At 70.2% G+C, this 14692-nt stretch carries 10 protein-coding genes; 2 read left to right on the plus strand and 8 right to left on the minus strand.

Annotated elements, in window-relative coordinates; translation table 11 throughout:
* Positions 1–78 precede the first annotated feature (78 nt).
* The 6 genes from OG714_RS07565 to OG714_RS07590 form a co-directional block, all read right to left on the minus strand.
* Positions 79–1404: a wax ester/triacylglycerol synthase family O-acyltransferase gene (locus tag OG714_RS07565; RefSeq protein ID WP_406119469.1), complete on the minus strand. Its 1326-nt coding sequence runs from the start codon at positions 1402–1404 to the stop codon at positions 79–81.
* Between the two features lie 155 nt (positions 1405–1559).
* The gene (locus tag OG714_RS07570) at positions 1560–3875 is read right to left on the minus strand and encodes a GH92 family glycosyl hydrolase (protein ID WP_406119470.1); all 2316 of its coding nucleotides are present in this window, start codon (positions 3873–3875) and stop codon (positions 1560–1562) included.
* Positions 3876–3904: 29 nt separating this feature from the next.
* Positions 3905–6520 carry a PA14 domain-containing protein gene (locus OG714_RS07575; protein ID WP_406119472.1) on the minus strand — a complete coding sequence of 872 codons (2616 nt, stop codon included), beginning with the start codon at positions 6518–6520 and terminating at the stop codon, positions 3905–3907.
* Between the two features lie 187 nt (positions 6521–6707).
* Entirely contained in the window at positions 6708–7928 is a 1221-nt protein-coding gene (gene glgC / locus OG714_RS07580; RefSeq protein WP_406119474.1) for a glucose-1-phosphate adenylyltransferase, read from the minus strand.
* 51 nt (positions 7929–7979) lie between these two features.
* Entirely contained in the window at positions 7980–9131 is a 1152-nt protein-coding gene (gene glgA, locus OG714_RS07585) for a glycogen synthase (protein WP_406119475.1), read from the minus strand.
* A gap of 39 nt (positions 9132–9170) precedes the next feature.
* A complete protein-coding gene (locus OG714_RS07590; protein WP_406119476.1) occupies positions 9171–9920 on the minus strand; it encodes a (2Fe-2S)-binding protein in 750 nt (249 codons plus the stop codon).
* A 209-nt stretch (positions 9921–10129) separates the two neighbouring features.
* On the opposite strand from OG714_RS07590, the gene OG714_RS07595 reads away from it, so the two are divergent.
* A complete protein-coding gene (locus OG714_RS07595; RefSeq protein ID WP_406119478.1) occupies positions 10130–11254 on the plus strand; it encodes a DMT family transporter in 1125 nt (374 codons plus the stop codon).
* Here OG714_RS07595 and OG714_RS07600 read toward each other — a convergent pair.
* The gene (locus OG714_RS07600; RefSeq protein WP_406119480.1) at positions 11244–12467 is read right to left on the minus strand and encodes a transglycosylase family protein; all 1224 of its coding nucleotides are present in this window, start codon (positions 12465–12467) and stop codon (positions 11244–11246) included. The two genes, OG714_RS07595 and OG714_RS07600, sit on opposite strands and share 11 nt — an antisense overlap.
* Positions 12468–12786: 319 nt before the next feature.
* Between OG714_RS07600 and gndA the strand changes: the two genes are divergently transcribed.
* Positions 12787–14226 (plus strand): NADP-dependent phosphogluconate dehydrogenase, encoded by a 1440-nt coding sequence (gene gndA, locus OG714_RS07605; RefSeq protein WP_406119482.1) that lies wholly within the window; start codon positions 12787–12789, stop codon positions 14224–14226.
* A 39-nt stretch (positions 14227–14265) separates the two neighbouring features.
* Here the strand turns inward: gndA and OG714_RS07610 are convergent, their stop codons facing one another.
* Complete coding sequence (locus tag OG714_RS07610; RefSeq protein ID WP_406119483.1) at positions 14266–14619, minus strand: VOC family protein; 354 nt, start codon at positions 14617–14619, stop codon at positions 14266–14268.
* Positions 14620–14692 lie beyond the last annotated feature (73 nt).

Genomic DNA, 14692 nt, shown 5'->3' on the forward strand with positions numbered 1-14692 from the left:
CGGCGGCGCTCGATCGCGCACACCGTCGAACCGGGAATTTTACGGAGCGCCGGGCCGCAGCACCAAACCCGCTCCAGGTCACGACCCGCAGGCGGTGATGAGTGTCTCCACCTCCTCGGTCAGCGCGCGGGCGAACACATCGAGATCCGGTACGGCCTCGGCGTCCGCGACCAGGCCGTAGTGGACCTGTCCCCGGTACGTCGAGACGGCGACCGCGAGGGACTGGCCGCGGGCCAGCGGGGCGAACGGGAAGACCGCGGTCACGGGGTTGCCGCCGAGCTTCAGGCCGATGCCGGGCAGCGGGACGCTGGTGACGAGGATGTCGAACCAGAGCCGGGCGGCCTGCGCCGCGAGGGGTCCGCCGAGGCGGTGGCCGAGCGCCGGGACGTGGTCGGCGAGCAGGGCGACGGCGCCGGCGCCCCGGTTGGGTCCGGCGTCCTTGTTGCGGTCCATGGCGGCGCGCACGGAGTCGAGCCGGGCGAGGGGGTCCGGGTCGTCGACGGGCAGCCGTATCAGGTAGCCGGAGAGCCGGTTGCCCTGGGGCTGCGCGCTGCGCGGGCGGCGTTTGGAGACGGGGATCAGGGCGCGGGGTGAGACGCCCTCGCTGCCGTCGCCGCGTTCGTCGAGCCAGCTGCGCAGGGCGCCCGCGACGACCGCGATGAGCACGTCGTTGACGGTGCCGCCGACGGTCTTGCGGATGCGGTGCACGTCGTCGAGGTCGACGACGACTCCGGCGGTACTGCGGGTGCCCGAGGGTTCGGAGGTCAGCGCCGACGACGAGCGGACGTCCAGGGTGGAGCGGGCGACGGACGCCCCGATGTCGAGGGCCCGGCCGACGTCGGAGAGGGCACCGCGGACCAGTTCGGGCAGTTTGCGCACGTCGGGGATCAGGCCGCGCGCGGGTTCCGCGCGGCGCGGGCGGCGCTCGGGCATGTCCATCGGGTCGAGGATGGCGGCGGCGAGGGTCAGCGCCCGCAGTCCGTCGGCCAGGGCGTGGTGGAACTTGAAGAGCACCGCGAACGAGGCACCGTCCTCGCCGGGCAGCACATGTGCTTCCCACGGCGGTCGGCCGCGCTCCAGCGGGCGTTCCATGAGCCGGCCCGCGTCCGCCTGGAAGTCGGCGGTCGGGGCGTGCAGCCGGACGTGGTGGAGCGGGTCGAAGTCGGGATCGGCCTCGCGGGTGGCGCTCCCGAAGGACAGGGACAGCGGCTGCCACACGTCCCGGATGCGCATCCGCAGCCCGGGGACGGCGGCGGCACGGGCGGCGAGGAGGTCGGCGGCGTGGGCTCCCGCGGTCGGCGAGTGTGCCGAGAAGACGCCGAGTGCGCCCAGGTGCATCGGGTTCCGGTCGGACTCGATGTTCCAGAACGCAAGGTCGAGAGGAGCGAGCAGGTCAGAAGTCAATTGCTTGCCTCGCGTCGACTAGGGGTGAGCCAGCAGTCAAGCGCTGACAAGCGATTACGGTCAAGTACGATCAAGCTACGCACAGTTAACAGCAGATTACATCCGGCCCCGATCCCGCCCCTCTGGGAGGGGCGGGACTCTAGAGGCGCACGGGATCACTTCAGCGCAGGTGGCGCCGCCTGGGGTGATGTACCCCACTCCGACGGGTGCGGGCCGACCGTGAAGTCCAGCGACCGTACGGTGCGGAGCTCGCCGGTGGTCAGGTACGTCCGGTCGTACGACGCCCCGTCCGTCCGGGCGGCCTGGATGTAGCGGTCGGCGGCCGAGGTGCCGGGCGCCCTGATGGTCAGGGCGCCGTGCGGGTAGTAGCGGCGGTCCAGGGTCAGGTCGACCCGGTCGAAGACGGGCGTCGACAGGCCCCAGGTGTCGTAGCCGGGCTGGACCGGGAAGATCCCGATCGACGACAGCACGTTCCAGGCGGACATCGTGCCGAGGTCGTCGTTGCCGGTCATGCCGGTCGGGCCGTCCGTGAACAGGGTCAGCGCGGCATGGACGACGTCGGTCGTCTTCCAGGGCTGTCCGGTCGAGAGGTAGGTGTACGGGGCGATGAGGTCGGGCTCGTTCTGCGGGTTGTACTTGTCCGCGTTGTAGTAGTCGTACGGCCCGTTGACCCACACCTCGCGCGCGGTCTTCGCCGGGTCGGCCAGCAGCTGGTCGTAGGCGAAGAAGGAGTCGAGCCGGTCGTTGGCCGCCTGCCGGCCGCCGATGAGGCCGACCATGCCGGGCAGGTCCTGCGGCACCAGCCACTGGTACTGCCAGGACGTGCCCTCGTGGAAGCCCTCGCTCCGCGCCGGATCGGCCGGTCCGACGAAGGCGCCGGAGGCGTCGCGGGCGCGGAAGAAGCCGGTCGAGGGGTCGAAGATGTTCCGGTAGCTCTGGGCTCGGGCGGCATAGCGCGCGGCGTCGGCGCCGTGCCCGAGGTCGCGGGCCATCTGCGCGAGCATCGCGTCCGAGAGGGCGTACTCCAGGGTGGCCGAGGCCCCGTGGTCGTAGTCGGAGTCACCGGGCTTCACGTGCGGACGGTCCTTGATGTACGGCGCGAAGCCGTTCGCGAGGTACTCCGCGTTGGCCTCCCTGCCCACCGCCGCCGAGTCCGCGGGCGGCACCCCGTCGGCGTTCTGCTTCAACGCCCGGTAGGCGCGCTCCTCGTACCCCTTCAACAGGCCTTGCTGGTAAGCGTTGGTGAGGAATGGCGTGACCGGGTCGCCGGTCATGATGTTCGTCTCGACCGTGTCGTAGCCCCACTTGGGCAGCCAGCCGCTCTCGTCGTCGATCTTGAGCACCGAGATCGCCATGTCGCGGGCCTCGCGGGGTGCGAGCAGGGCGAGGAGTTGGGACTGGGTGCGGTAGGTGTCCCACAGGGACCAGTTCTGGTAGTACGTGAAGTCCCTTGCCCGGTGGACCTGTTGGTCCCAGCCGGTGTAGCGGCCGTCGGCGTCGCTGCCGATGTTGGGCGCGAGGAAGGACCGGTACAGGGACGAGTAGAAGGTCCGGCGCAGGCTGTCGGAGCCGCCCTGCGCGCGTACGTCGTCGAGCCGGTCCTCCCAGGCCCGTTGGGCCTGGTGACGTACCGCGTCGAACGAACTCCCGCCCTCCGCCCGGAGGTTGACGGCCGCGCCGTGCGCGTCGACGTACGACAGGGCTGTGGTCGCCTCGACCGTACGGTCCTTGCCCGTGTCGAAGCAGACGTAGGCGCCGCCGCTCCCGGTCCTCGAACCGGCGGTCACCGTTGGACCGTTCCAGGTTCCGTACGCGGTGAAGGGCCGGTCGAAGCGCGTGACCGTGTAGACGGTGTACGGCTTGGTGTCCTGGCAGAAGCCGCGGCCGGTGATCGAGGTGCGCACGGTCCGGTTGTCGAGGACCTCGACCTTCGAGGTGACCCCGCTGTGGAGCGACTGGGCCGCGTTCAGCAGGACGTTGGCCTTGTCGGTGGCCGGGAAGGTGTAGCGCTGCACGCCGGTGCGCGCGGTCGCCGTCAGTTCGGCCTCGATGCCTGATTTCAGGCCGACTTGGTAGTAGCCGGGGCTCGCGTGCTCGTCGTCGTGGCTGAACTCGGCCGCGTACTGGGCGTAGTCCGTCCGCGTCACGTCACCGGTCGTCGGCAGCACGGGCAGGTCGCCGCCGAGCCCGCAGCCTACGCCGGAGAGGTGCACGAGGGAGAAACCGCGGATGTGGTTCTGGGAGTAGTCGTACCCGGTGTTGTGGCCGGTGTCCGGCGAGAACTGCACCATGCCGAAGGGCACGGCGGCACCGGGATAGGTGTTCCCGTCGTTCTCGGTGCCGATGAACGGGTTGACCAGATCGGTGAGTCGGCTGTCGGTCGAGGCCTGGGCGGTGCCGGGGACGGCGAACAGCGCGGACGCTGCCACCGCCCCCGCCACGCACAGGCGCAGGCGCCGGGTCCATCTCATGCGGGTGGGCCTCCAGTTGGCGAAAAAGTTCAGGCGGAGGGGCAGTTCGCGGGAGTCGCCTGCGAGGCGTCGCGGATCAGGGCCTGCTGAGCGGCCTTCACCCGCTGCACGTCCGGCTTGAGCACCCGCCTGTCGTAGGTCATCAGGCCGTTCAACTCGCCCTCGACGTCCGATATTTGGGTGTAGACCGCGCCGTTGCTCCCCTGGCAGGTCAGGGCGTGCACCTCGGCGAGCTTGGCGAGGTAGTCGTCGGTGTAGGCGGCCGGATCGACGTCCACGTACGACTGCTGCACCGACCAGGCGTGTCCCGGGACCGCGAGCCCGAGACCGCCGTACTCCCCACTCACCAGGGCACGTTGACCGTCCGGATGCGGTGGCAGGGCGGGGCTGGGATAGCCGTGTTCGTCGATGATGTCGCCGGTGCCGCCGTCGACGCCGAGGTTGATGCCGGACATGCTGTTGACGAGCCGGGTCGGGTCCCAGGCCTTGGCCTGGTCGGCGATGCGGGCCTCGTCGTACTGGCCCCACCCCTCGTTGAACGTCACCCACATGACGATCGACGGGCTGCTGATGTGCTCGTCGATCATCTGCTTCATCTCGCGCTCGTACTCGGCACGGGCGGCGGCGGACGGGTTCACCCCCGCGGTCATCGCGGGCATGTCCTGCCACACCATGAGGCCGAGCTTGTCGGCCCAGTAGAACCAGCGGTCGGGCTCGACCTTGATGTGCTTGCGCACGGAGTTGAAGCCCAACTCCTTGTGAACCTTGAGGTCATGGGCGAGCGCCTCGTCGGTCGGGGCCGTGTAGAGACCGTCCGGCCAGAAGCCCTGGTCGAGCGTGGCCATCATGAAGATGGGCTTGCCGTTGAGGACCGTGCGCGGGACGCCGTTCACCTTCTCGACGGCGATCGAACGCATCCCGAAGTAACTGCCGACGCGGTCCTTGCCGACGGTGACCTTCAGGTCGTAGAGGAACGGGTCGTCCGGTGACCAGAGACGGGGGTTCTTGACAGTCAGGGTGAGCGGTCCGCCTGTGCGCCCGTGCACGGTGGCCACCTGCCGCTTTCCGTCGTACGCCGTCGCAGTGATCGGTACGCCGTCCCGAACTCCCTGCGCCTCGACGGTGAGTTGGCTCTTGGCGACGTCGGGGGTGAGTTTGAGGGAGTCGACGTGGTCGGAGGCGACCGGTTCCATCCAGACCGTCTGCCAGATGCCGGAGGTCGGGGTGTACCAGATGCCGCTCGGGTCGAGCCGCTGCTTGCCGATCGGGGGGTTCTCGCCGTTCGCCGCGTCGGTGGGGTCGTAGACACCGACGATCAGTTCCTGGGTGCGGCCGGGCTTCAGCGCGTCGGTGACGTCGGCGCCGAACTTGTCGTAGCCGCCCTGGTGTTCGGTGACCTTCGTGCCGTTGACGTAGACCTCGGCCCGCCAGTCGACGGCGCCGAAGTTGAGCATCAGCCGCTTGCCCGAGCCGATTCTCCAGTCGGCGGGGACGGTGAAGGTGCGGCGGTACCACATGCGGTCCTCGTGCCGTTCGAGCCCGGAAAGCTGGGACTCGACGGGGTACGGGACGAGGATGCGCTCGGCGAGGTTCTTGCCGACCGGGGGCTGCTCCCCTGCCGCGGCCGCGGCGAACTGCCAACTCCCGTTGAGGTTGCGCCAGTCGGTGCGGGTGAGCTGGGGGCGCGGGTACTCGGGGAGGGCGTTGTGCGGGCCCACCTGGTCGGCCCACTGGGTGCGCAGTTCATGGGTGGAGCGGTTCGGGCCGGTGCTCCAGAAGCCGTTGATAACGTTGCCATCGGCCGAGGCGAGGCCGGCTTCGCCGTCGTAGCGGATGTCCGCGGTGCCGGGTGCGGTGCCCGTCTTGTTGCCCACGACGGGTTCGGTGAGCGGGACGAGCAGGGTGCGCGGGTCCGCCGGGTCCAACTTGGCTGTCCCCAAAGGCCACTTGGCGCCGCCGATCACCGCTTCGAGGTGGTCGGTCAGGTCGGGCGGGGGTGCGGCGAGGGGCTGGGCGAAGTCGAGCTTCAGGGTGCGGCCCGTGCTCGTGACCGTGGCGGCGATGGCGCCGTCGTAGTCGTAGCCGTCGGGGAGCCGGAAGGCCGACTGTGGGATGGCCGTCTTCGTGCCGCCGGGCTCGGTCCAGCGCACGTGGAGGTTGGAGCCGCCGTAGTGCTCGAAGTACTCGACCTTGATGTCGTAGGCCGTGCCGGCGGTCAACTCGACGGGGGCGGCGGTCTGTTCGCGGTCCCAGTCGTCGACCCAGTGGTCGATGACGAGCTGTCCGCCGATCCAGAGGCGGAAGCCGTTGTCGCCGATGATCGAGAAGGTGTGGGGGCCGGTCTTCGTCGGGACGAGCTTGCCGGTCCAGCGGACGCTGACGTCGTCGGACCGGCCGGTGGTGAAGGCGAGTCGGGGTTCGAGGTTGTCGAAGTCGAGGTTCGGGTCGAAGCCGGTGGCCTTGAGGTCGGCGAAGTCGAAGGCGCCGGGGGCGGACTGGGTGTAGTAGTCGCCCTTCAGGCCGTGGATCTCGACGGGGTCGTCGGCGGCGGTGGCGCTCGCGCTGGGGACGGCGGCCAGCCCGGCGATGCCGAGGGCCAGGGCGAGCAGGAGCGCGAGTCGGTCTCTGAGTCGTCTGATGCGCACGGAACCCTCCATAACAACGTTGTCATAGGCGGCAGTTGGCATGACAACACGGATTCCGCATTCCGTCCAGGGACATGACAAGCACGGACAGGGCCTGGGCGGGACGGGGTCAGGGCAGGCACCCGGACAGCGCGAAGCCCCGGTGCGGCCGAAAAGCACCGGGGCCCCGGATCGCCAAGACGTGGTGTTACGTGACGAGTTGGCCTTTCCCGAGTGCGATGACCCCGCCCTTGGAGACCGTGTACAGGTCCGCGTCGCGCTCCGGGTTGACGCCGATCGTCGCGCCCGGCGGTACCTCGACGTTCTTGTCCAGGACCGCGCCCCGGACCACCGCGCCCCGCCCGATGTGGACGTTGTCGTGCAGGATCGAGCCCTGGACGACGGCTCCGGGGTCGACCACCACGCCCGGGGACAGCACCGAGCGCGTGACCTGGCCGCGGATGAGGCACCCGGAGCTGATGATCGACTCGCTGGCCATGCCGCCGGCGTTGAAGCGGGCCGGGGAGAGCTGGCCGGAGTGGGTGTAGATGGGCCAGTTGCGGTTGAAGAGGTTGAAGGCGGGGCGCTCGGCGATGAGGTCCATGTGGGCGTCGTAGTAGGCGTCGAGCGAGCCGACGTCACGCCAGTAGCCCTGGTCGCGGGTGGTCTCGCCGGGGACGTGGTTGGCGCTGAAGTCGTACAGCGCGGCCTCACCCCGGTCGGTGAGCGCGGGCAGGATCGAACCGCCCATGTCGTGCACGGAGTTGAGGTCCTCCGCGTCACGCTGGAGGGCCTCTATCAGCGCCTTGGTGGTGAAGATGTAGTTGCCCATCGAGGCGTAGACGCACTCCGGGTCGTCCACCAGACCGGGCGGGTCGGCGGGCTTCTCCAGGAAGTTCTCCACGGTCTGGCCGTCCGAGCCCGGTGTGATCACGCCGAACTGCGAGGACTCGGCGCGCGGGACGCGGATTCCGGCCACGGTGACGCCCGCGCCGCTCTCGATGTGCTGGGCGAGCATCTGGCGCGGGTCCATGCGGTACACGTGGTCCGCGCCGAACACCGCGACATACTCGGGGCGCTCGTCGTAGATCAGGTTCAGCGACTGCAGGATCGCGTCCGCGCTGCCGAGGTACCAGCGCGGGCCGAGGCGCTGCTGGGCCGGGACGGGTGTGACGTAGTTGCCGAGCAGGCTGGACATGCGCCAGGTGGTGGTGATGTGGCGGTCCAGCGAGTGCGACTTGTACTGCGTGAGGACGCAGATGCGCAGAATATCGGCGTTGACGAGATTGGACAGCACGAAGTCCACTAGGCGGTACGTTCCGCCGAAGGTGACCGCGGGTTTGGCCCGGTCGGCGGTCAAGGGCATCAGCCGCTTGCCCTCACCGCCCGCCAGTACGATCCCGAGCACCGAAGGTCCGCCACGACGCATGGCCGCTCCCCTCACCCTGGTTGACCCCAGCCTGCCCCTGAGCAGCGCACACTAAGCCTGTTTGGCGATCTCCCCGTAGAGCCGCGCGGTGCGCAGCGCCACGGCGTCCCAGCCGAACTCGCCCACCGCGCGCTCCCGCCCGGCCTCACCCATCCGTTTCGCAGTCTCCGGGTCGGCGAGCACGGCGTCGAGAGCGAGCGCCAGGTTGGCCTCGAAGTCGTCGTCGACGGACACCAGCAGCCCCGTCTCCCCATGTGCCACCACCTCCGGGATGCCCCCGACGCGGGACGCGACCACGGCCGTACCGCAGGCCATCGCCTCCAGGTTGACGATCCCGAGGGGTTCGTACACCGAGGGGCAGGCGAACACGGTGGCGTGGGTGAGGAGCTGGATCACTTCCGGGCGCGGCAGCATCTGCGGGATCCAGTGGACGCCCGCGCGGACGCTGCTCAGCTCCTGGAAGAGCTCGCGGAACTCCCGGTCGATCTCGGGGGTGTCCGGCGCGCCCGCGCAGAGCACGACCTGTGCGGCCGGGTCGATGTTCCGCACGGCGCGCAGCAGATGGGGCACGCCCTTCTGGCGGGTGATGCGGCCGACGAACAGGACGTAGGGGCGGTCGGGGTCGATGCCGAGCCGGGTGAGGACGTCCGTGCCGTGGTCGGGCCGGTAGAGCGTGGTGTCGATGCCGTTGTGGACGACCTGCACCTTGGCGGGGTCCAGCGACGGGTAGCAGGTGAGGATGTCCTCGCGCATGGCCCCGGATACGGCGATCACGCCGTCCGCGGCCTCGATCGCGGTGCGCTCGGCCCAGCTGGAGAGGGCGTATCCGCCGCCGAGCTGCTCGGCCTTCCAGGGGCGCAGCGGCTCCAGGGAGTGGGCGGTCATCACGTGCGGGATGCCGTACAGGAGCTTGGCGAAGTGGCCGGCCAGGTTGGCGTACCAGGTGTGCGAGTGGACGAGTTCGCGGCCTTCGAGGGCGGCGGCCATGGAGAGGTCCACGGAGAAGGTCCGCAGGGCGTCGTTGGCTCCGTCGAGGGTGGGCCAGGAGCGGTGGCGTACGACGCCTTCGGTGCGGCCCTCACCCCAGCAGTGCACGTCGAGATCGACCAGGGGCCTCAACTCCCGGGCGAGGAACTCCACATGGACGCCCGCACCGCCGTACACATCCGGCGGGTACTCCCGGGTCAGCAGTCCCACTCGCACCCGAAACCCCTTGTTCTCGGCGGCTGATTGCCCTCATGGTCACCCAGAAGCGGCGTTTCGGGAAGAGCCCGGCGGCTGTGTGAAGCAGCAGTCCCCGCACACCCCGCCACCAGGGACCCGATAGTAGAGGCAGCAGCTGCGGCGCCGGAAGGCGGTGCCGGTGAACGTTCCGGTGCCGGCGAGGAGCGGGTGGGCGAAGAGTTCCGCGGTGAGCGCACGCGCGCGTGCGGCCGCTTCCGTACGGCCACGCGTGCGTGCCCAGCGGTCCAGTTCCCGGGCCGCGCCCGCGAGCGCGGAGGCCGCGTTGCCCCACAGGAGGCCGGTGGCCGTGCGGTGGCGGGCGGCCAGGGCCGCGTTCAGTGGTTCCAGGTGGCCGTGGAGCACGGTCTCGGCGAGGGCGTCGGCCGGCAGCGGGCGCACCTCGGCCAGCCACAGGTCGTCCGGCGCGCCGGCGTCGGCGTCCCAGTGCAGCAGGCGCGGGTCGAGGTCGGGGATCCGCCCGTAGAGGGTGGCGCAGCCGAGCGCCACGGACCACAGCCGGGCCGCGAGCGCCTGCTGGGCGATCGAGGCGGCGATGCGCAGCTCAGGGGCCTGGAGACGCTCCGCGACGAGGCGTACACGAAAAGTCAGGGAATTTCCGTAAACATCCGACGCCGGGTTTTCGTAGGTCCGGGCGAGCGTCGGCAGCGGGCCGTGCGGGGCTCCGCCCGTGCGTAGTACGAAGAAGCCGCCGAGGGGGCGGAGCGCGGCAAGTTCGGGGTCGAGGTCCACGAAGAGCAGTAGTACCAAGGCTCTTAGGGGTTTCACCCAGGGGGTGTCGTCCGGTGTCACCCACCTTGGGGAGGACAGAGGTCCTTTCGTACTCCATCGGTAGTACTAGCCAATAGGTGCTCAGGTACGACGACGGGAAGAACATCAAGCGGCATCGTGTTCTGTATGAAAGCCGACCGTTCGCCGCGTGGTGCCAGAGGCGCCCGCCTGACGCAGAGGAGCTGCCGATGAGCGCCCTCGCGTTGTCCATCGTGCTGTCGCTCGTCTCCGCCGTGGCCTACGCCGGCGGGGCGATCGTGCAGGAGCGCGTCGCGGTGTCGTCCCCCGACCAGGAGTACGCGCCGCTGCGCCGACCGAGCTGGTGGGCGGCGGTCGCGTTGAACGGCACGGGCGGTCTCCTGCACGTGGTGGCGCTGGCCTACGGCCCGCTGAGCCTGGTGCAGCCCCTCGGCGCCCTGACGATCGTGTTCGCGCTGCCGATGGCGGCCCTGTTCGTCGGCCGCAAGGCCGGCTCCACCGCCTGGCGCGGCGCCATCATGGCGACGATCGGTCTCGCGGGTCTGCTGTCCCTGGTGGGTACGTCCGACGGTCAGTCGCTGAGCACCGCCCAGCGGGTGTCCGTGGCCGTGTTCACCGGTGCGGTGGTCGTGACCCTGATGATCGCGGGCCGCGCCGCACACCGGCACCCGGCGGTGCGCAGCGTGCTGCTGGCGACCGCGTCCGGCATAGCGTTCGGCATGTCCTCGGTCTTCACCAAGACGGTGACGGTCGACTGGGACAACGGCGCGGTCTCGGCGACCGACATCCCGTTCCTCGGCGTGATCGCGGTGTTCGCGGTGGCCGGTCTGATGCTCTCGCAGGCGTCCTACCGGGGCGCGGGCCTGGCGGCTCCGCTGGCGGTCCTGACGGTCGTGAACCCGGTGGTGGCGGCCGCGGTCGGCATCACGATGTTCGGTGAGACCTTCCGCTACGGCACGACGGGCACCCTGCTCGCCCTGTCCGCCGGAGTGGTCGCCACGGGCGGCCTGATCCTGCTGACCACGGAGCGCCTGGAGAAGACCGCACCGGCCGACTCCGTCAAGGCTCCCGTGGCCCCCTCGCCCGTCGAGGAGTTGCTGGACGCCCTCCCTGGACAGCCCGTCGACGTGAGCGCGAACGTCGACGCCGAGCTCGCCGTGCGGGCCGGGGACATCCTCGTCCCGGCGCCGGCGGCGGTACCGGCCGGCGAGAGTTACGAGACCCTGGAGCCGGCCGGCTCCACTGAACCAGCCGGCTACTTCGGTCCGTTCCACGCCGGGCTGTACGTGATGATGCCGGTCCACGACCGGCGCCGTACCCGAGTCAAATCCTGACGCCGCCGGCCCGCAGATAGGCGAGCGGGTCGATGTCGGTACCGAATCCGGGCCCCGTCCGCACCTCGAAGTGCAGATGCGGGCCCGTGGTGTTCCCGGTGGAGCCCGACCGCCCGATGCGCTGCCCCTCGCCGACCGACTGACCGTCCCGCACGGAGATCGCGGACAGGTGCGCGTACTGCGAGTACCGCCCGTCGGCGTGCCGGATGACGACCTGGTAGCCGTACGACCCCGCCCACCCGGCGCTGACGACCGTCCCCGTCTCGATGGCCTTCACAGAAGTGCCGGTGGGGACGAGGAAGTCGACGCCGGTGTGGTAGCCCTTCGACCAGGAGGAGCCCGTCGCGTGGTAGGCGGTGCCGATGGGGGCGCTCACGGGGGCGACGAGGGAGCGACTCGTCGTCTTCTTGTGGGTGACCTTCTCGGCGGTGTCCGAAGAGGCCTTCTTCTTCGGGGACTTGGTGGTCGACGACTTGGTGGCCGGTTTCGTCTTCGTGTGGGCCGTAGGGGCCGCCTTGCCGTGCAGGCTGAGGCGCTGGCCCGGCAGGATCAGGTCGGGGTCGTCCCCTACGGTCGTGCGGTTCGCGGCGTAGAGCCCGTGCCAGCCGCCGTCGACGCGCTCGGTGTCGGCGATCCCGGAGAGGGTGTCGCCGCGCACGACCGTGTACATCTCGGCGGTGCCCGCGCGGGACTGCGGTGTGGTCTGCGGCTGGACGTCCTTCACGGACCGCTTGACGGTGGTCTGCTTCTTGGACGCCTCGGTCTTGGTCTTGGCCTTGGCGGACTCGGTCCCGGTGCCGCCGACGTGGATGTCGGGGGTGCCGCCGCCCCGGGTGAGCCCGGCGCGCACCGAGCACACCGGCCAGGCACCGGGCCCCTGACCCTTGAGCACCTTCTCCGCTACGGCGATCTGCTGGTCCCGGGTGGCGAGATCGGCGCGGTGCGCGTACGCCGTGCCGCCGTAGGCCTCCCAGGTGGACTGGGTGAACTGCAGCCCGCCGTAGTACCCGTTGCCGGTGTTGATGCTCCAGTCGCCGCTGGACTCACAGGCGGCGACCTTGTTCCAGGTGCTCACATCGGCCGCCTGGGCGGTGCCCGCGCCGACGGCCGCGAGCGGGATCGCGATGCCCGCACCGCCCGCCGTGACCGTGAGCAGCGAGGCCCGGTTGATCCTGCTCGGCTGATACCGGCGGTGCCGACCGCGTACGGCCATGGGAGATCTCCCTCGACGTGCGTCAGGAGGGCCAAAAATAAGCGCCCCGAACAGGCCATGACAAGACGGGTACCGGCCTCCCTGGGGCTCAAGTGACCGGTATTCCCTGCCCGTTGGGAAACAGGTGGGGCCAGAGGGGTTGGCGTTGCGTATCCGCGGAAGGAGCGCTGGTGGAACACCGGCAGAAGACGGACAACTCCGCACGGCCAGCACGTGCGGTCGGGGTACCGGCGGGCCAGGATGGTCAGTGGGGCAATACTGACGAGCACGACCGGTACCACCGATGTCAGGACCTTCCTGATCTTTAGGAGCCAACCGAATGAGCACTTCAGCGCAGATCGGCGTCACGGGTCTCGCGGTCATGGGCCGCAACCTCGCCCGCAACTTCGCGCGCAACGGCTATACGGTCGCCGTGCACAACAGGACCGCGTCCCGCACGCGTGACCTGGTGGCGGAGTTCGGGAGCGAGGGCGACTTCATCGCGGCGGAGACCGCCAAGGACTTCGTGGCGGCGCTGGAGCGGCCGCGCCGCCTGGTCGTCATGGTGAAGGCCGGTGAGCCGACGGACGCGGTGATCCAGGAGTTCGCCCCGCTCCTCGAACCCGGCGACATGATCATCGACGGCGGCAACGCGCACTTCGCGGACACCCGGCGCCGGGAGCGCGACCTGCGCGAACAGGGCATCCACTTCGTCGGCATGGGCGTCTCCGGCGGCGAGGAGGGCGCGCTGCACGGGCCGAGCATCATGCCGGGTGGCCCGAAGGAGTCGTACGACTCGCTCGGTCCGATGCTGGAGAAGATCTCTGCGAAGGCCGAGGACGGGGCGCCCTGTGTGACCCACGTGGGTCCCGACGGCGCCGGGCACTTCGTGAAGATGGTGCACAACGGCATCGAGTACGCCGACATGCAGCTGATCGGCGAGGCGTACCAGCTGCTGCGCGATGTCGCCGGGTACTCCCCCGCGCAGATCGCGGACATCTTCCGCACCTGGAACACGGGCCGGCTGGACTCCTACCTGATCGAGATCACCGCCGAGGTGCTGTCCCACGTGGACGCGGCCACCGGCAAGCCGTTCGTGGACGTGGTCGTCGACCAGGCGGAACAGAAGGGCACCGGCCGCTGGACGGTCCAGATCGCCCTCGACCTCGGCGTCCCGGTCTCGGGCATCGCCGAGGCGGTGTTCGCCCGCTCCCTCTCCGGCCACGCGGCGCTGCGCGAGGCCTCGCGGGGTCTGGCCGGTCCCACCGCCTCGCCCCTGAGCGAGTCGGAGGCGGGAGCCTTCGCGGACCGGGTCGAGCAGGCGCTGTACGCGTCGAAGATCGTGTCGTACACGCAGGGCTTCCACGAGATCGCGGCGGGCAGCGAGGAGTACGACTGGAACGTCGACCTCGGCGCCGTCTCCTCGATCTGGCGCGGCGGTTGCATCATCCGCGCGGCCTTCCTCGACCGCATCCGCGCCGCGTACGACGCCCGCGCGGACCTGCCGAGCCTGCTGTCCGACGAGACGTTCGCGCAGGAGATCGCGGCGGCGCAGGACGACTGGCGCGAGGTCGTCGTCGCCGCGACCCGCCAGGGCGTCCCGACGCCCGGCTTCTCGGCGGCCCTCGCGTACTACGACGCGCTGCGCGCCGAGCGCCTGCCCGCGGCGCTCACGCAGGGACAGCGGGACTTCTTCGGGGCGCACACGTATCGCCGGGTGGACCGGGACGGCTCGTTCCACACCCTCTGGGGCGGTGACCGCTCGGAGGTCGCGAGCTGACCTGGCCGACCGTGCCGAGCCCGCCTGCCGATGAGACGGTCAGGCGGGCTGCCACAGTTCGATGCGATTGCCCTCGGGGTCGGTGACCCAGCCGAAGCGGCCGACGCCCTCCATGTCCTGAGTCTCGCCGTCCACGTCCGCGCCCTTGGCGCGCAGCTGCGCGAGCATCGCGTCGAGGTCGCGGACCCGGAAGTTGAGCATGGTCTGCTGGGTGCGGGACCCGAAATAGTCGGTCCCGGCCTCGAAGGCCGCGAACACCGTCGGCCCGGCCTCCTGGCCCCACAGACCGTGCTCGTCGGCATCGAGGCCGAGGCAGTCCCGATACCACGCGCCGATCGCCTCCGGGTCGGTGGCCCGCAGGAAGTATCCGCCGATTCCAAGCACACGTTCCATGGGGTCATCGTGCCAGGACGGCCGGGCAGGTGCCGGGGCCCGTCCCAGGTGAGCTTTCAGGTGAGCGGCGGTC

The organism is Streptomyces sp. NBC_00989, assembly GCF_045162655.1.
Lineage (GTDB): Bacteria > Actinomycetota > Actinomycetes > Streptomycetales > Streptomycetaceae > Streptomyces.